The sequence below is a fragment of the Mucilaginibacter lappiensis genome, assembly GCF_050433765.1.
Taxonomy (GTDB): Bacteria; Bacteroidota; Bacteroidia; order Sphingobacteriales; family Sphingobacteriaceae; genus Mucilaginibacter; species Mucilaginibacter lappiensis_A.
This window is the reverse complement of record NZ_JBNPWP010000003.1, coordinates 86,728-103,986: the sequence shown is the minus strand read 5'-3', so window position 1 is coordinate 103,986 and position 17,259 is coordinate 86,728. Positions and strand designations below refer to the sequence as shown.

Sequence of the window (17,259 nt, the reverse complement as noted above, 5' to 3'; positions counted from 1 at the left end):
TAAATAATGTGGCAGTTAATTTACCGTGATGGCCCTGGCTGGAAATTGCAGACTATTCAATAACTGAATAAAATTTTTAAATTCGTGTATATGATTGTTGAATGACATGAAGAATAGTGTAAACATTCCGGCAACGTTACGGGCTATTGTCCTTTGCTCTTTTTTTATCCACTATGGGGTTAATGGCCAGGCGCAAAACAACACCTTACGTGACAGAGACGGCAATAGCTACACCATCAAACTCATGCCGGATAACAAAAAATGGATGACGGCTAACCTGAACATCAATATCCCCGGATCTTATGGTTATGAAAAAGCAGAACAGAAAAATAATTCATACGGCCGTTTATATACCTGGCAGGCGGCACAGGAAGGATGTAAATTATTAGGCGCAGGCTGGCGTTTGCCAACTAATGAAGAATGGCAAAAAATGGCCAAATGGTATGGCGGCGTACGCGATGATTCGGAAGATGGTGGAAAAGCTGCCTATCAGGCGCTTATAAATGGCGGTAAGGCTGCATTTAATGCGGTATATGGCGGTATCCGTGATCCGGCTGAAGGCAGTAACACTGATGTTGATGCCCATGGATTTTATTGGACGGCTACAGAAAGCGATACAGTCAGCGCCTGGTTTTATAACTTTGGCAAAAATGGTAAAATACTGAATCGCCACCAGGATGGCCAAAAGCAAACGGCTATCTCCGTTCGCTGCATCTGTGATGTCGTAAAATAAAGGAGCAATAATAAACCATTAACCTGTAATACCTGCTCCATCCAAACTTTGGTATTATTTCTATGGGCACCATAAGTTCAAAAAAGTGGTGCATGAAAAGCTATAAAATCACAGGGTGTAGTTTTTTACACCCGATCATACATTTGCAACCATTCATATAAGCTTAGCCCAAACTGTTACAGGTATTAAACGAATCCGGGTGCCGGAGGGTGTTTTCCATAAATATGGTGATTGCATTTTGAATATGATGGATCATTAGCTGGTTATAGCCACAGCTGTTCAGGAATTCTTCGCCTGGATGGATGGGATACCTAAAAACCTCAATAACCTGTCGCAAATTGGTTGTAAATTGTCGCATACTGCCCTGTTCAATACCTGTTTTTACTTGCATCTTTGTTAAAGCAAATTGATATAAGCAACAATTAACAAACCGTGGAGCAGCTACCATATACAAAAACGGGCGATCCGAAAAGCCAAACGAGTAGGAACAAAAAAAAATAATTTTATGTCAGACAACAAAGTTTCATTACACAGAGTTATTAAGGCTTCACCTGAAAAGGTATATCGTGCCTTTACCGAAACCGTGGCTATGGCTTCATGGTTACCGCCTTATGGTTTTCTTTGTACCATACACGACATGAACGTTCGGGTAGGTGGTACTTATAAAATGTCGTTTCACAATTTTACAACCGGTAACAGCCATTCATTTGGTGGGGAATATTTAGAGATCAAACAAAATGAGTTTCTGAAATACACAGACAAATTTGACGACCCAAACCTGCCTGGTGTAATGACTACTTCTGTTTGGCTTCAAAAAACATCCGTAGGTACAGACCTAAAAGTACTGCAGGAAGGAATACCTTCGGTGATACCAGCCGAAATGTGTTACCTGGGCTGGCAGGAATCGCTGGAAAAACTCATTAAACTGGTAGAACCTGAAATACCGGATGCTTGATTAGCTCCCAAACTGTTTCTGCGTCACTTTTGGTGAAAATTGATAATCGTGAAATGTAATTGATAGGAAAAACTCCTAAAAATCACTTTTATTGATCTGAGTTTTGAATCATCACCAAAAGTGACGAAGAACTATTTAATGAGACGATTTTTTCACTTTTACTGTCACATTCTATATTTATAAACGTCTTATAATTAAACCTTTACTAATATGTGTTCCATTGATTTTTCCAATATTATAATTACAATTACATAGTTTTTTGACGTTAGTATAGCCTAACAGAACCTTATTCCTATGAAATATTCTGCTTTATTTTTCCTGTTCTTTATTTGCCTCAACCAAACGTACAGTCAGGAAAACAGCGCCCTTGTTCAAGCCCGATTGGACAGCGTTTATGTTAAAGTTTTGAATATTTACGAACTGCCGGGCTTTGCTGTTGGCATTATCAAAGGCGGCAAAGTGATCTATGCCCAGGGATTTGGAGCTAAGGAATTGGGTAAACCCGGTGCTATTGATGCCAGTTCCTCATTTCACATGGCCTCTGTTTCCAAGCCATTTACGGCCACGGCCATCATGCAGCTTGCCAGCAAGGGCAAAATAAAGCTTGATTCGCCTTTAACCACGTACATCCGTTATTTTAAAATGAAAGACCCCCGTTATAAAAAAGTAACGATCAGGCAAATGCTCACCCATACGAGCGGTTTTCCTGATGTTAAGGATTATGGCTGGAATAAACCTCAGTATGACGACAAAGCATTAGAAAGGTACATTAAAGATAGTGTAGCCATCAATGTGCTTTTATTCGAGCCCGGCTCGGATTTCTCCTATAGTAATATGGCTTATGATGTACTGGCAGAAGTAATCAATCAGGTATCGGGTATGCCTTTTGAAACCTATATGGACAAATATATTTTCAAGCCGTGTAAAATGTACAACAGTACTTTCCTGGTTAAAGCGGTACGGCCTGACATCGCAACAGCCCCTCACGTATTTGGTGCAAACTGCAAATTCCAGGTGAGCGGCATCTATCCTTATAACCGTTGTCATGCAGCCAGTTCCACCTTGCATTCTACAATAAATGATATGCTTATTTGGGCAAGCCTGATCCTGAATAACGGAAAACTTTATGGGAAACAGATCATCAGTTCCGAAAGCCTGAAAATGATGCTTTCAACCCAATACAAATTTGATTAGGAAAGCTCAATGGGCCTGGGATGGTTTCTGGATACCCGGAATGGCAAACAAGTGATTGGTCATGGTGGCAGCGACGTAGGGTATGCATCCAACATCAGCATTATCCCGCAAGATTCGGTTGCTGTTGTTGTAATGGGTAATTTATTCAGTTTTGTTCCTGATGGCGGGATAAAAGAGCTTGCCTTCAATGCAGTTTATAACCTGGTTGATTGGAAATTAAAAAAGCCGGTTAACCTGGTGATTGCACCGTTAATGTGTAAAGAAAGTTTTGCTAAAGCAAAAGAGAAATATTTCGAGCTAAAGAATAACAATTCCGACGACTATGATTTCACCGAAGAATGGCTGGATAAGTTGGGCTATGCCTTTGTTGATGAGGGAAAACTGCAGGATGCTATAAGTGTGCTGCAATTAAATGCAGAAGCCTACCCAAAATCCGTCAACTGCTACGATAGTCTGGGTGAAATTTATGTAATGAACGGACAAAAAGAAAGGGCAAAAGAAGCTTTCAAAACAGCATTAAAACTTGACCCAAACTGCGAGCGTTGTTTGAGAAAACTTAAAAAGATTGGCAATGATTAGAAGTGCTAATAAGCATATAGTCTCACTAAAAGAGAAAAACAGTCTCATTAAAATTCTGAATAAATTTAGAAAGAGCGATAAATATAAATGATGGCAAGCAACAATACGCCGTACTTTTTTAGTTCGCCGCGAATGGTTTTAAGGGCACGGGTCAAATTAGCCTCTACACCTTTTTCGGTAATTTGCATCTCGGCAGCTATCTCCGAGTTCTTCATACCATTTTCACGGCTGTAGCGAAATACCAGACGGCATTTTTCAGGAAGCTCTTCTACTATATCATCGATATACTGCTGCAGAAAACGGGCATCCAGCTTATCTTCTTCATAAGAAATGATTTCATATTCAAAATTCTTCAGGGCAAGTTGGCTGCGACGCTGTTCTTTTTGATAATAATGGTACATACTTAATTTGACGGAGACGGCCAAAAAACCCGGCAGATTTTGAATATTGACCAAATCTCGTCTTTCCCACAAGGAAATAAACACATCATGTACAATGTCTTTAGAAACAGCCCGGTCCTTGCTATGATTCCATGCAATGGCCAGCATTGTATCCCAATACCTGTTATAAATTTCGGTAAAGGCACCCTGTTCACCTTTCTTTAAAAAAAGGGTTAGCCGTTCGTCCGTGTATGTGCTGTAATCAGGCATGGTGTTTACCTTAATATATTAACAGAACTTATTTCGGAACATCTAACTAATTGTCCACCCGGGCAGCGCATGGTACAGGTGAATTCAAAAAAAACAACACTTCTCTTTTGGGGTAAATATTTCTCCATATTTTAACTTTAATTGTTTGCAACTACCATACAGTTCCTGATAATAGAAAATATTAGTATGTCAATAAACCATTAATAATCGGGCCATCCCATAGCGCAGAATTTATATTTTCAAATAAATTCGGGCTGCCTGAACCAGACAAAATTAAGTTGACTTATTAGTATACAATTGGTTATATAAATGTACAATATACATTTAAAAGCTAAAAATAGATAAAAGCCTTTAAAAAAAGCAATCTTATCTATATGATCTGCAAAGATCTCAGTAAATGTCATTTATTTTTTAGAACAATTACATTAATGTTGCAAATTTATTTTATTCCTGTCCTAAACAAACGGCATCTCAAGTAAATAGGGTTAAATAAACGACGCGAGCATACTTACTTTAAACAAAAAATACGCAAAGCCCCGGGCTTCCTTATTCCCGACGGTTTACGTATTTAGTTGTAAAAAAGATGTCAGTTTAATTGGTATGGAAAACTTCTTCCATATTTTGCCATATCTTTTTCTGGCTTGCGGCTTCGGGCAATGGATTTTGTGCCGGATTTGTTTCTTTCCACCAGCGCTGTGTAGTGCTATCTGCAGCCATTTTGGCCATATCCCCGTTAAAATCAGTTCCGGTATATTCAAAATAGCTGAATAAGAAATATTTGCCGTCAATTTTTTGAAGATAAATAGAGTAATTATGTATGTTACAATCCTTTATCTTTTTTAACACACCGGGCCAAACTGCAGCATGGAGTTTTTTATAATAAGCCGTTTTTTCGGGCTTTAAACCGGTTACCATTCCAAAACGCTGCACTTTCACCGTGTCTGTTATAACAGTCTTTGATGTTTTATCTTGCTGATTATTACATGCAGCAAAAGCCAGGCATCCAACAATGGCTAAAGTTTGAATTAAACGTAATTTATACATAGGTCAAATTATCTGAATATGTAAAAGAGTATAACCATAATAAACACCAATAGCAGGGAGAGTACTTTATAATTTCCTAAACCGCTCCAAGCAGGGCCGCGTAAGGGCTCCCACGGCGATTTCCAATACAGTGTCGCGCTTTCTTCGGTATGCTTTACAGGATACAGGTAGGATAGCGTTACCTGTATAACAACACAAATAACAAATAAATAGAAAGCCATCATCATAAATGGCACCTGCCCTATAGCCGTAGTTGGGAACAATTTATTCATTGTAAATACTACAACACCAATAGCCGAACCGATCCATAAGGTATATTTGGCCGATACTGCCGATGCCTTTTCCCAAAACACACCTAATAAAAACACGCAGGTTATTGGCGGGGCTATGTGGGCAATAATGTCATTAAGGCCGTCAAAAATACTTCCGTAATGATTAAGCAGTGGCAATAATGCCAGCGACAGAAGTAATGACACACCCGCAGCTATCTTTCCAACTTTTACCAGTCGTGCATCTTTAGTTTCCGGATTATACCGCTTATAAATATCATAACTTACAATGGTCGAAATTGAGTTTAACGCTCCCGAGATCTGGCTCATTAAGCCCGACAGTAATGCGGCAACCAATACTCCTATCAAACCCTGCGGTATTAATTGGGTTATCATTAAGGTATAAATCCCCTTGCTGTCAACCACTTCTTTACCCGCCACTACGGTTTTTAAAGCCGAAATATCCAGATGCCCGCTTTGGGCCAGCGTGTAGGCAAACAGGCCGGGCATCACAAAAATAAAAACCGGTAATATTTTTATAAACCCGCAAAACAGCGGACCTACCCGGGCATGATTCACATCCTTAGCCCCTAACACACGCTGCACAATGGTTTGATCGGCACACCAGTACCAAATTCCAAGTACCGGATATCCTAAAAACACCGCGTACCAGGGCATTCCACTCGGGTCACCATGTGGCCGTAACATCGAGAGCTTATTTAGCTCGCCGGTATGTTTTAAAACATCAACCATTGGCTCCCATCCACCCATTTTATTATAAGCGGCAACACTCATAATGATGGCCCCGCCCAATAGTACAATGGTTTGGATAGATTCTGTTACCACTACGGCCGTTAAACCGCCAACAATGGTATAAATGGTAGTTATGATGGATATTACAATTACGCTGGTGTACATATCAACACCAAACAGCGTATGTAAAACCACCCCGCCTGCCAATAAGGAGAATGCGATATGAATAAGTACAGCTGATACTACCGATATAATGGCAAGCCAGTCGCGGCTGGCCCGGTCATATCGTTTCTCCAAAAAATCGGGCAAGGTTGCCACCCCAGATTTGATATAGAAAGGAGCAAAAAACAGTGCCAATAATATCAGTGTAAATGCGGCCATCCATTCAAAGTCGCCGTTGAGCAATCCTTTGTCAAAGCCACTTTGTGCAAGGCTTACCAGATGAACACATGATATATTGGTTGCAAATAATGCCAAACCAATCATTGGCCAATGCAGCTTTTTACCCGCCAAAAAATATTCGCCTGCTTCATTATTATTATTACGGGTTTTACGCTGATGGCGGATGCCAGACCACATTCCTATAATAAAAATAAATGCAATATATAAGGCGCTGATAATAAGATCGGGGGTATGAATCATTGGTGCTAAACTCTAATTTCTAAACTCTAAATAGTAATTTCTAAACTCTACATTGCCAGGCATTTTTTCACTACTCACTACTCACTACTCACTACTCACTACTCACTACTCACTACTCACTACTCACTACTCACTCAAAACTATCAGATCGCAGCTGCTTCCAGGCTCCTGAGGCGTTGTATATACCCCGTTATTAATTTTAACCGGATAGGTAAAATGCTGCTGCAAATGCGGGATATGCTCTAAAAACAAAGCCTGGTGCCCTACCGAAATGTGATTAAATAATACCAGGTGCTGGTGTAGTTGCCCCATATCACCAACATGCGGTACTACGGGTACGCCATATTTTTTACATAGTAAACTAACGGTTATAAATTCGCTTACCCCGCCTACCCTTACCGCATCAACCTGTATAAAAGACGCGCATCCGGTTTGCAGATAGTTTTTAAAGATGATTTTATTGGGCACATGTTCGCCCAAAGCCAGCTTCACCGGAGCCACAGCATCAGCCAAAGTTTTATGGGCAAGCACATCATCGGGATGGGTGGGCTCTTCAACCCAGTAAGGGTTCATACTTTTAAATTTATTGCAGATGGATATGGCCTGCGGTAGGTTCCATTGCTGATTTGCATCAAGCATTACTTTTATGCTATCGCCGGCAACTTCCCTTACAATATGCGCCCGGCGTATGTCCCTTTCAGGATCAACAGAACCAACTTTTAGCTTCATGGCGGTAAATCCTTCGGCTAAAGCTTTTTTGCAGTTTTCACGCACCTTTTCGTCAGAGTAATTGAACCAGCCGATAGAGGTATCGTAACCGGGATAGCCTTTCTCTAAAATACCCTGACGCTCCATGCTGGTTGATTTTTGAGCTTGCAGCATTTGAATAGCCTGCTGATGGGTAAGCTCATCTTCCAGGTACGACAGATCTAAGGTAGCCACAATTTCTTCGGGCGACAGATCTGTCAATAGTTTCCATAGCGGCACGCCCCTTTTTTTTGCCCAAAGATCATAACAAGCGTTGGTAACCGAAGCAAGTGCCAAATGCACAACACCCTTATGCGGTCCAAGCCACCTGAATTGCTGATCGTTTGAAAGCTGGTTAAACAATTGGCCAAAACCAGCCATCATTTCTTCAATATCCTTACCAACAAGTTTACTGGCGTAGTAGTGAGCAGCTTTGCAAACCAGGTCATTCCCTTCGCCCAGGGTAAAAGCAAAACCGGTACCTGTTAAACCACTGTCGTCAAACAACCGTGTTACCGCGTATGAATATACAGGATCAGTGTGTATAGCGTCACTCCCTGCACTGCCATCAAGTGCATAGCGCACATCATCAACCTTTATATTTTTTATCATTTTTTTAGATCTGATTTAGTTGGATAGATTGATTTATAACTCGTCTGTAACCTAACTCGGCCCCGCCCGTTACCGGCAAAATACAACCGGTAATAAAACGTGCCTGTTCTGATATCAGGAACAAACAGGCATCGGCCACAACATCCCCCTCGGGGCAATAACCCAGCGGATGTATTTGGTCGAGATAATTTTCAATGGTCAGTGAATCGGGCTGCTCTTTACTCCAGGCACGAAGCATTGGTGTCCATACGCCGGCCGGGGCAACCGCGTTAACCCTGATGCCGTAAGCGGCATAATCAAGTGCCATTGATTTTGTTAACGCGTTTACAGCGCCTTTGGTAGCGCTATAGGCCGCATGTATTTCCTGGCCAATGTCGCCTACCAAACTACCGGTATTCAGGATATTGCCGCGTGTTTTTTTTAATTCCTCAATACCAAATTTGGTGGTGTTATAAATGCCTTTCACATTTACATCGAACAGGTTGCTCCATTCTTCTTCTGTGGTATCATGAACGGCTTTTGACGGATTAGAGATACCGGCATTATTATGGATCACATCAATCCCTCCAAAATTATTGACAGTTTCGGCAATTGCCTTTTCCATATCGCCCGTTACCGATACATCTGCCTTTATGAAATGTATATTATCTGCCGGGAGTTTTCTGCGTGCCTGGCTAATGCTTATTGCTGAGTTTGAAATTATACTGAGCCGGGCCCCTGCCGCGTGATATACCCTGGCACATTCAAAGCCAATACCTTCGGTGCCGCCGGTTAAAAAGATCACTTTGTTTTTTAGTAACATATGATGTTGTAGTTGAAATTAAGGCATTGCATTTAATGCATTAATATTTTTTATAGTGTTAAACCCACCAATGGAATTCCCTGAAATTTGTTAATATACCCGGTTAAATTGGTCATTACTGAACAATCAAAAGTAACTGCACGTATTGTACATTATAATAGGTAAAACATTTTTTTTGATGGATTATGCTACTAAAAAATACCTGTAAGATGTGTTATATTGGCAAAATGTTATGAATGGTTTACAATATGCTCTGAATGATTGTTTTTGCAATTTGTTTTATCTATAATAGCATATTACATTACTGGCAAAATGCTTTTATAATGTAATATTCCATTGCAAAACCAATTATTACTTTAATGAGTAGCAGCTTAAAAAGACGAGATGGCTTTATAGGAGAAAAGCTCTTTGCGATCCCTCAAAAAATATTGAAAGAGGCCAAAGAACGCGATCCTGAACTTTTCCCTATTTATATTACCAATATAGGTTATTTCCCTAAGGCAAGCTTTCATTATCGCGAACGAAGGAAGGGTTGCGAGGATAATATACTTATTTACTGCCTGCAGGGAAAGGGACATTATATATTAGATAATAAACGATACGAAGTAAGTTCAAACCAATTTGTAATTATACCCGCTACCGACAAATACATGCGATACTGGGCCGATAAGGACGACCCCTGGACTATTTATTGGGTTCACTTTACCGGCGATAATATGGAGGCTTTTAATAGATCACTTAATTTGAGCATAACAAGGGGTCCTGTTCAAATACCTTTTAGTGAAAAAGCCATTGAAATATGGCAAAACATTTATCAAACCCTTGAAATGGGTTACAGTGCTGAAAACCTGTGCAGTGCCAGTTTTTGCCTGTATCATTTGATAGCTATCTTTTTATTTCCGCAACGACATATTCAAAATGACAAGGACAATGAAGGCGACATCATTACCAAAACCATTAACAATATGCGCAACAACCTGAATAAAAAACTTACTGTTGAGGATATGGCCGTTAAACACAGTTTATCGGTATCGCACTTTTCAAATATTTTCAGAAAAGCTACCGGGATGCCCCCTATTGATTACTTTATTCATCTGAAAATGCAAAAGGCATGTCAGTTACTATATGCTAATGGCGACAAGATAAAAACAGTAGCTGTTGATCTGGGTTATGAAGACCCCTACTACTTTTCGCGCATATTTAAGAAATACATCGGCACCTCACCTGAGCAGTACAGGGTTACCGCAAAAAATACGGGTTGATGCTAAGCCACGAGTCGACTCACCCCGACATCGCTGCGCTCGTCATCCCTCTCTTCGCCTTCGGCGGAAAGAGGGAGCCAAAATGAAAGATTGAATTATATTTTTTCTCAGCAGATAAGCTTCGGACGAAATTAGGCAGAACAATGGTGGCCCGTGCGGCTGCAGGGGCATTAGCAATTTTGCCAGAAGCAGTGGAATTGAGCGTGCGTAGCAGGGCAAAATTTAGCAGCCCGTGGTTCTGACCGATTTGCAGGGCAAAGGCCCGTGCGCAAAGAAGCATTTCTGCTGAAAGCCCTTTGGTTACTTTGTGGCTACAAAGTAACTGGCCCTCCAGCGGCCAAAAGCGGGTTTACGATATGCTTATTATTACTTCCCCCAAACTTTATTAGGCTTATTACCCATCACCAGCTCCAGTGTAGCACCAGATGCTATAGCCGCGTAATCAAGATAGCATTTGTGATAGGGTCTGCCGTTAAGCGTGGCGCTTTGGATATATACATTAGCCGGAGAGTTATTTTTTGCCACAATAGTAAATGCTTTCCCTTTGGCGTATTTAGGGTCAAGGTTGATCTTTACTTTACTGAAAACCGGACTGGTGATCTCATAACGCATATCGCCGGGGCAAACCTGTGCTATACCACTTGCCGCCAGCACATACCAGGCCGACATCTGCCCAACATCTTCATTACCTACCAGCCCCTCTACTTTATTATGATAAGCTCGCTGGCAAATGATCCTTGTCCACTTTTGTGTTAGCCACGGAGCGCCGAAGCGGTTAAACAAAAACGGCACATGGTGTACCGGCTCATTAGCATGATTATAATAATCGTTCCAGAGCAAATTGGCGGGGGCCTTTTCAAAAAAATTGGTTAGGTCGGTTATTGCTTTCTCATTGCCTCCAAGCAATTTGGCTAAACCGGGCACATCCTGCGGAACAAACCACCCCTGTTGATAAGGGTTACTCTCCACCGTACCATAACCTTGCTGTAACCTGCCGGTCGCGGGCCACTCCTCCCACTCACCGTTATCTTTTTTAGGGCGAAACCATCCTTTATCCTTGTCAAAAACGTTTTGGTAGGCCAGCGCTCTTTCTGAATACTTTTCGGCATCATCCTTTTTGCCGGTGGCCTTAGCTATCTGGGCCACGCACCAATCAAAATAAGCATATTCTAATGTGCCCGAAATACTGTTGCCCCCGGTGCTAAAACCACGGTCGCCATTGCCATATTTGGCAGCCGTATTTAAACTATACTGGTAAGCTTTATCAATATCATAGCCTTTAATGCCTTTCTTATAGGCATCGGCAATAACTGATATAGATGGATTACCGATCATACAGCCACTATAGGCATTCAGCAGTTCCCAACGGTCAAAATATTGGCGACCGTTCTCAGTGGCCAGGGTGATCTGCGAATTGATGAGATCATTTACCAAACCCGGATTAATCAGTGTTTGCAGCGGCATCTGGCTCCTGAATACATCCCAGCCGCTAAAGATGGTTCTTTTAACAAAATGATCTGCAACATGAGCTTTCAGGTCGCCGCCGGGATATTTGCCATCCACATCCTCAAAAGTGCGCGGATCTATCATGGTATGGTACAGGGCGGTGTAAAAAGAGTACTTCTCTTCGGTTGAACCACCCGTTACCTGTATTTTTGATAGGGCTTTGTTCCACAAGCCGCGGGCTTGCTGATGAACTTTGTCGAAATCATAATCCTTGATCTCGGCATCTAAATTAGCTTTAGCACCTTCAATAGTATTGTAGGAAATCCCGGCTTTTAATATCACCTGTTCGTTGGCTTTGGTATCAAAATCGGTATAAAAGCCCAAATGTTTTCCTAATTTCTCTTTAACACCCGGTAATATAGCAGCATGAGCTATGATGTTTTGGTACTTTGCACTTTCAATATCCTGTAGTTTGCGGCCCTGACCATCGGGAATGTACGCACTCCATACACCGTATTCTTTTAGTGGCTTATTAAACTGAGCATAAAAATAAACAGTATAAAAAGCCTCACCATCGCCATTACCCCAGCCACCACCTGCAGGTGTACATTTTATCCATCCCTGTATGGTGTGGTCATCAACCACCTTAATATATTGGTTAACCGCGGTACCGCCAACACGCCGGGCAAGGTCTATCTGGATCCGGGAACCAGTGTTTTTAGGGAACGTGAACCGCATGATACCGCAATGAGGCGTAGCGGTAAGTTCGGCTTTAATTTGATGATCAGTAAGCGTAACCGCATAATAACCCGCCGAGGCTTTTTCGCTTTTCTTATCGTAATAAGAACGGTAGCCTTCATGCCGTCCTTCCTTACCTGCACTGGTTTGTAATGTGCCCATGGTAGGCATCACCAAAAAATTTCCAAGGTCGCCGTACCAGCCCACACCGCTCATTTGGGTTAGGGCAAAGCCTTCAATAGTTTTATGCTCATAACTATATCCCGAACCATTGTCGCCACCGGTTATAGTATTTGGACTAACCTGCACCATGCCAAACGGCACAGTAGCGCCTGGGAAAGTTTTACCAAGACCAGCCGGATTACCTGCCGATTGCATATTGGTACTGGCCCCAATAAAAGGATTTACATAATCGGCCAATTGCTTTTGCTGTGCGAACACACTGATGTTGGCGGATACAGACAGGCTTATGCAGATACAAATACCCTTAAGTATATTATTATTTCTGAGCATGATTTATTTACTAAGGTTTTCTTTGGTGATCGATCAAAAACGAATTTTGGGTTTAAAAATTAATTGGCAGGTAAAAATATACCGGAACCAAACTGATAAACATAGATTAAATTACGATGTTGATGGACTATAAATGAGCAATAGCAAATTTATAACTTAGATTTACTTTATGAGGCTATGCCCCATTATATGCACTAAATTTTTACAATAGCAGATGAATTAGTTGGCCTGCTTAACCGCCGTACCCCAGGTATATATCCTTTTAATGCCGGGGTTCTTTTTCAAATTAACTACAGTTAGGTCGGTAATTTTGGTCTCGTTTAAGTTAACAGCTTCCAGGTGTTTTAAGGCAATAAGATCATTGCTCACCCCATCGGTCACCGGATTTTTCTCAATCCGCAGTTTCTCCAGGTTGGTAAATGACCGCAGTATAGCAAGGTCATTATCTGTAAAGTTATTGCCGGATAAATTAAGCCAGATGATGTTTTTAGCCAGCGGCATTAGGTTGCCTTTAATGTCGGCTATTTTTATTCCTGAATTGGCTGGTAGCGTAATATCAAGCATAAGTGGTTTTTTCAGCATCATCCTTACCATTAATCCTTTTGCGCGTAAATGGGTAATCAGCATGGTATCAGCCTGAACCGGGATATCCGGGTTAATGGCCAGTATAAAGCCCTTTTCGTCACCCTCGCCTTCATCTGCGGCATCTTTATTAAAGCCTAAATATGCCCCGATTTTAGGTTTAATAGCATCTGTATTTTTAAGCTGTGCTATGGTTTTGCCCTCAACAGCGTTGGCCTGCCCTATCCACCATTTGATGATCTGGACTTCGGTTTTGGTTAGCGGCGGCTTACCGTCGGCAGGCATAAAATCTTTATGCTCCGGGTCAAGAGTGATCCGTTTGTACAATTCACTTTCATTAAGCTTGCCGGGTACTATGGCGGGCCCTGTTTTGCCACCCTTTAACAAAGTCTGCAGGCTTTCGACCGAAAAACGCCCTTTTTGCTTTCCGCCCTGATGACATTGTGAACACTTTTTCTGAAGAATAGGCCCTACCACATCCTCATAGATCATGGCACTTTGAACACTTGCGGGCTTGTCGCGCACTTCCTGCATCAGCGTGCGCATGGTGAGATAATCGCTCCCATGGGTAAGGCTTGCACCTTGATGCCCGCTGTAACTCATCAGTACAATTAAGCCTACAAGCAATACAGAAAATAATTTACCGGGGATCCGCACCTCCCTGTTTACCTTATCTGTGGAGATAAAATACAAGAAACCAGAAATAGCGGCAAGTACGATCCCCGAAAATTTGTGATGGCTTAAAGTAACCGGATCATAATCGCCGGATAAGGAAAGGATATAACCAAAAATGCAGGCCAAAACCGCCGATATAAAGCCTATCAAAAGGGTTATAGATACGGCGGGCTTTAAATTTTCATACTTTTTTAAATAAGATAAAATATTAAAAACAGCAGCCAGCAAAATAAACCCTATTGGTAAATGGACAATAAGCGGGTGCAGGTGGCCCGAAAATTCAGTTATATTCCCTAATATCATACACGCGTTAACTTTACCGGGGCCGTATGGTAAGCATTCCACTGGCATACGTACACATTTTTATCCTCATCAACACAAACATCATGACCGTGTTGAAAAACTGGGTTAACAGCCTGTAATGTTTGTTGTAAAACACCATTTTTATAAACAGGTGCGGCACCACCCGGATTTGACACTACCTTGTTATTGGCATCAAGCACGGTTACAAAACCCGAATAATCAAAGCGTTTCCCGGCCGCATCCTTTGACCAGCATACACCTGCGTAAATGTTTTGTTCGTTAATTACCGCACGGCATACGTACATGCCCGGCATATCAATACGCTTAATAAATTTACCATCCAGCGTAAATACCTTGAAGCAATTTTCCTCGCGCGAAGTACAGATCAGCGTAGGGTTATTTTTATCGCGGGTGTCAACGGTTACGCCATGCGCGTTAACCAAATTATGATCTTTATTGGTATTATGGTGCCCGCCAAAATGACGAATATATTGCCCTTTGCTATCGTATTGGATAATATAATCAGAGCCATAACCATCAGCCACATAAATATCTCCGTTAGGGGCTACCGCGGTTTCGGTTGGTTTAAATGGTTCATCATCCTTGTAAACACCAATAGTGCGCGGGTGACCGATGGCAAATATCAATTTGCCATCCAACGTAGTTTTTAATACCTGGCCCGACTGGCCAAAGCTATTACCCGTTCTGTCCAGAGCCCAGCCGCAATCGGTAAGCAGTAAAAAGTCTTCGCCCCCCTCTTTGCTAATGCTTAAACCGTGCCCACCCGGTAAAGCTGTACCCCAGTAATCGAGCAACTTGCCCGATTTATCAAAGATCAGGACGTTATTGTGCGTATGGTCGCCCAGCATAATGAGGCGGCCTTTACTGTCCTGTACCATTTCGTGGCAGTTGGCCAACGGTGTGTTATTTACGCTGATTTTTGCCCAGCTCTTGTCGGCTTTGTAGGTAAAGCTGCCGTGGCCTATAGTTTGATCATCTGGCTTCATATCCTTATGTAATATTGCAAAACTGTTTACAGGTGTGGTAGCCACTAAGGCTGATGCGATTGCAGAGTTTTTTAAAAAATTTCTTCTCGAATTCTCCATGGTTTTTAATTGTTCAATTGTTTGTACATAAAGAAAAAGAATCAGGAGTTAAGAATCAAGAGATAAGAAAAATAAATATATTTTAATTGCATGGCGTCTTGATTCCTGACTCTCATAGCTTGCCTCTCCTACCTAAGTTAATATATTTCTTACGACTTTTCCCTCCACATCGGTGAGTCTGAAGCGTCTGCCCTGAAATTTATAGGTAAGCCTTTCATGGTCAATCCCCATCAGGTGCATCAGCGTGGCCTGAAAATCATGCACATGTACCGGGTCTTTGGTAATGTTATAACTAAAATCGTCGGTTTCGCCATATGATATGCCGGGCTTTACTCCCGCACCCGCCATCCACATGGTAAAACAGCGGGGATGATGATCGCGCCCGTAATCATTCGCGGTAAGTTTTCCCTGCGAATACACGGTACGGCCAAACTCGCCGCCCCAAATAACCAATGTATCTTCCAGCAGTCCCCTCCTTTTCAAATCTTTAATAAGAGCAGCCGTAGCCTGGTCAGTAGCTTTGCATTGGGTGGCAATGGCCGATGGTAAATTAGTATGCTGATCCCAGCCCTGATGATATAGCTGTACAAACTTCACGTCTTTTTCAAGCAGTTTACGGGCCAGTAAGCAATTGGCAGCATAAGTGCCTGAATCGCGACTATCAGGCCCGTACATTTCAAACACCTCGTTAGGTTCATCGGCAGTACTCATTACTTCGGGTACCGATGTTTGCATCCTGTAGGCCATTTCATACTGCGAGATCCTTGCTTCTACTTCAGGATCGCCATAGGCTTGGTTCTGCAGCTGGTTTAATTTCGACAAGTATTCCAGCATCTCTTTCCTGTCCTTACCATCATAACCATCGGGGTTATTCAAATACAGCACAGGATCTTTACCGGCCCTGAACTGTACCCCCTGATGTTTGGATGGCAGGAAGCCGTTACCCCATAACCTGGCATACAGCGGTTGGTCTTTTTGCCCGTTTTTTGAAACCAGTACAATAAAGGTGGGCAGGTTATTATTGTCAGATCCTAAACCGTAGCTGATCCACGAACCTATGGATGGCCTGCCGGGAAGCTGGTTACCCGTCTGGAAAAATGTAATAGCCGGGTCATGGTTAATAGCCTCTGAATGCATGGATTTGATGATACAAAGATCATCAACCACCTGCGCGGTATGCGGCATTAGTTCGCTCATCCAGGTTTGGCTTTCGCCATGCTGGTTAAATTTATAGTAAGACGGCACCATGGGCAACACGCTTTGGTTGGCGCTCATCCCGGTAAGCCTTTGCCCCTTGCGCACCGAATCGGGCAGGTTTTGGCCCAGCATAGAGGTTAGCTTGGGTTTATAATCAAACAGCTCAAACTGTGATGGCCCGCCGCTTTGAAACAGGTACACAACCCTTTTGGCTTTTGGGGCAAAGTGCGGTAAAGCCCTAAGAATATCAGCCTCCAGGTCGCCTTGTGCCGCACTCGCGGCAGCTTTTGGCGAACTACCGAAAAGATTATTACCAAACAGTGACCCTACGGCCAATGCACCCAGACCAAGCGAGGTTTTGGTTAAAAAATCGCGCCGGTCAAGCTTTTTATTGAGTGCGCTAAATTCAGGTGTATGCAACCTGAACTCTTCATCATGATGAAAATTCGACATGCCG

The 17,259-nt window shown here is 42.3% G+C and carries 15 protein-coding genes; 5 read left to right on the top strand and 10 right to left on the bottom strand.

Annotation, left to right across the window (positions count from 1 at the left end; all coding sequences use genetic code 11):
- The first annotated feature begins 106 nt into the window (after positions 1–106).
- The gene (locus tag M2273_RS10750) at positions 107–733 is read left to right on the top strand and encodes an FISUMP domain-containing protein (RefSeq protein WP_429396592.1); all 627 of its coding nucleotides are present in this window, start codon (positions 107–109) and stop codon (positions 731–733) included.
- 163 nt (positions 734–896) lie between these two features.
- Here the strand turns inward: M2273_RS10750 and M2273_RS10745 are convergent, their stop codons facing one another.
- The gene (locus M2273_RS10745; RefSeq protein ID WP_429396590.1) at positions 897–1,124 is read right to left on the bottom strand and encodes a hypothetical protein; all 228 of its coding nucleotides are present in this window, start codon (positions 1,122–1,124) and stop codon (positions 897–899) included.
- Positions 1,125–1,238: 114 nt separating this feature from the next.
- Between M2273_RS10745 and M2273_RS10740 the strand changes: the two genes are divergently transcribed.
- The 3 genes from M2273_RS10740 to M2273_RS10730 all read left to right on the top strand — a co-directional run bounded on the left by M2273_RS10740 (position 1,239) and on the right by M2273_RS10730 (position 3,461).
- Entirely contained in the window at positions 1,239–1,688 is a 450-nt protein-coding gene (locus M2273_RS10740) for an SRPBCC family protein (protein WP_429396588.1), read from the top strand.
- 294 nt (positions 1,689–1,982) lie between these two features.
- On the top strand, positions 1,983–2,882 hold the full coding sequence (locus M2273_RS10735; protein WP_429396586.1) for a serine hydrolase domain-containing protein: 900 nt from the start codon (positions 1,983–1,985) through the stop codon (positions 2,880–2,882).
- A gap of 9 nt (positions 2,883–2,891) precedes the next feature.
- Positions 2,892–3,461: a tetratricopeptide repeat protein gene (locus tag M2273_RS10730; protein WP_429396584.1), complete on the top strand. Its 570-nt coding sequence runs from the start codon at positions 2,892–2,894 to the stop codon at positions 3,459–3,461.
- A gap of 65 nt (positions 3,462–3,526) precedes the next feature.
- On the opposite strand, the gene M2273_RS10725 is transcribed toward M2273_RS10730, so the two are convergent.
- The 5 genes from M2273_RS10725 to M2273_RS10705 all read right to left on the bottom strand — a co-directional run bounded on the left by M2273_RS10725 (position 3,527) and on the right by M2273_RS10705 (position 8,980).
- On the bottom strand, positions 3,527–4,111 hold the full coding sequence (locus M2273_RS10725; RefSeq protein WP_429396582.1) for an RNA polymerase sigma-70 factor: 585 nt from the start codon (positions 4,109–4,111) through the stop codon (positions 3,527–3,529).
- A 591-nt stretch (positions 4,112–4,702) separates the two neighbouring features.
- Positions 4,703–5,155 carry an L-rhamnose mutarotase gene (locus M2273_RS10720; protein WP_429396580.1) on the bottom strand — a complete coding sequence of 151 codons (453 nt, stop codon included), beginning with the start codon at positions 5,153–5,155 and terminating at the stop codon, positions 4,703–4,705.
- 8 nt (positions 5,156–5,163) lie between these two features.
- Positions 5,164–6,819 (bottom strand): sodium:solute symporter, encoded by a 1,656-nt coding sequence (locus tag M2273_RS10715; RefSeq protein WP_429396578.1) that lies wholly within the window; start codon positions 6,817–6,819, stop codon positions 5,164–5,166.
- A 126-nt stretch (positions 6,820–6,945) separates the two neighbouring features.
- Entirely contained in the window at positions 6,946–8,178 is a 1,233-nt protein-coding gene (locus M2273_RS10710) for an enolase C-terminal domain-like protein (RefSeq protein WP_429396576.1), read from the bottom strand.
- A 4-nt stretch (positions 8,179–8,182) separates the two neighbouring features.
- Entirely contained in the window at positions 8,183–8,980 is a 798-nt protein-coding gene (locus M2273_RS10705) for an SDR family NAD(P)-dependent oxidoreductase (RefSeq protein ID WP_429396574.1), read from the bottom strand.
- Positions 8,981–9,339: 359 nt separating this feature from the next.
- Between M2273_RS10705 and M2273_RS10700 the strand changes: the two genes are divergently transcribed.
- Entirely contained in the window at positions 9,340–10,242 is a 903-nt protein-coding gene (locus M2273_RS10700) for an AraC family transcriptional regulator (RefSeq protein ID WP_429396572.1), read from the top strand.
- A gap of 366 nt (positions 10,243–10,608) precedes the next feature.
- Here M2273_RS10700 and M2273_RS10695 read toward each other — a convergent pair whose 3' ends face one another.
- From M2273_RS10695 to M2273_RS10680, 4 genes are all read right to left on the bottom strand, one after another.
- Positions 10,609–12,939: a GH92 family glycosyl hydrolase gene (locus M2273_RS10695; RefSeq protein WP_429396570.1), complete on the bottom strand. Its 2,331-nt coding sequence runs from the start codon at positions 12,937–12,939 to the stop codon at positions 10,609–10,611.
- A gap of 219 nt (positions 12,940–13,158) precedes the next feature.
- A complete protein-coding gene (locus M2273_RS10690; RefSeq protein WP_429396568.1) occupies positions 13,159–14,547 on the bottom strand; it encodes a c-type cytochrome domain-containing protein in 1,389 nt (462 codons plus the stop codon).
- Complete coding sequence (locus M2273_RS10685) at positions 14,496–15,605, bottom strand: twin-arginine translocation signal domain-containing protein (RefSeq protein ID WP_429396566.1); 1,110 nt, start codon at positions 15,603–15,605, stop codon at positions 14,496–14,498. The genes M2273_RS10690 and M2273_RS10685 overlap by 52 nt, the downstream gene beginning before the upstream one ends.
- 132 nt (positions 15,606–15,737) lie before the next feature.
- Positions 15,738–17,255: a DUF1501 domain-containing protein gene (locus M2273_RS10680; RefSeq protein WP_429396563.1), complete on the bottom strand. Its 1,518-nt coding sequence runs from the start codon at positions 17,253–17,255 to the stop codon at positions 15,738–15,740.
- Positions 17,256–17,259: the final 4 nt, after the last annotated feature.

Excerpts from the sequence above, each read along its gene's own strand:
- M2273_RS10750 (WP_429396592.1), top strand. The coding sequence starts at position 107 with ATGAAGAATAGTGTAAACATTCCGGCAACGTTACGGGCTATTGTCCTT.
- M2273_RS10745 (WP_429396590.1), bottom strand. The coding sequence starts at position 1,124 with ATGCAAGTAAAAACAGGTATTGAACAGGGCAGTATGCGACAATTTACA.
- M2273_RS10740 (WP_429396588.1), top strand. The coding sequence starts at position 1,239 with ATGTCAGACAACAAAGTTTCATTACACAGAGTTATTAAGGCTTCACCT.
- M2273_RS10735 (WP_429396586.1), top strand. The coding sequence starts at position 1,983 with ATGAAATATTCTGCTTTATTTTTCCTGTTCTTTATTTGCCTCAACCAA.
- M2273_RS10730 (WP_429396584.1), top strand. The coding sequence starts at position 2,892 with ATGGGCCTGGGATGGTTTCTGGATACCCGGAATGGCAAACAAGTGATT.
- M2273_RS10725 (WP_429396582.1), bottom strand. The coding sequence starts at position 4,111 with ATGCCTGATTACAGCACATACACGGACGAACGGCTAACCCTTTTTTTA.
- M2273_RS10720 (WP_429396580.1), bottom strand. The coding sequence starts at position 5,155 with ATGTATAAATTACGTTTAATTCAAACTTTAGCCATTGTTGGATGCCTG.
- M2273_RS10715 (WP_429396578.1), bottom strand. The coding sequence starts at position 6,819 with ATGATTCATACCCCCGATCTTATTATCAGCGCCTTATATATTGCATTT.
- M2273_RS10710 (WP_429396576.1), bottom strand. The coding sequence starts at position 8,178 with ATGATAAAAAATATAAAGGTTGATGATGTGCGCTATGCACTTGATGGC.
- M2273_RS10705 (WP_429396574.1), bottom strand. The coding sequence starts at position 8,980 with ATGTTACTAAAAAACAAAGTGATCTTTTTAACCGGCGGCACCGAAGGT.
- M2273_RS10700 (WP_429396572.1), top strand. The coding sequence starts at position 9,340 with ATGAGTAGCAGCTTAAAAAGACGAGATGGCTTTATAGGAGAAAAGCTC.
- M2273_RS10695 (WP_429396570.1), bottom strand. The coding sequence starts at position 12,939 with ATGCTCAGAAATAATAATATACTTAAGGGTATTTGTATCTGCATAAGC.
- M2273_RS10690 (WP_429396568.1), bottom strand. The coding sequence starts at position 14,547 with ATGCCAGTGGAATGCTTACCATACGGCCCCGGTAAAGTTAACGCGTGT.
- M2273_RS10685 (WP_429396566.1), bottom strand. The coding sequence starts at position 15,605 with ATGGAGAATTCGAGAAGAAATTTTTTAAAAAACTCTGCAATCGCATCA.
- M2273_RS10680 (WP_429396563.1), bottom strand. The coding sequence starts at position 17,255 with ATGTCGAATTTTCATCATGATGAAGAGTTCAGGTTGCATACACCTGAA.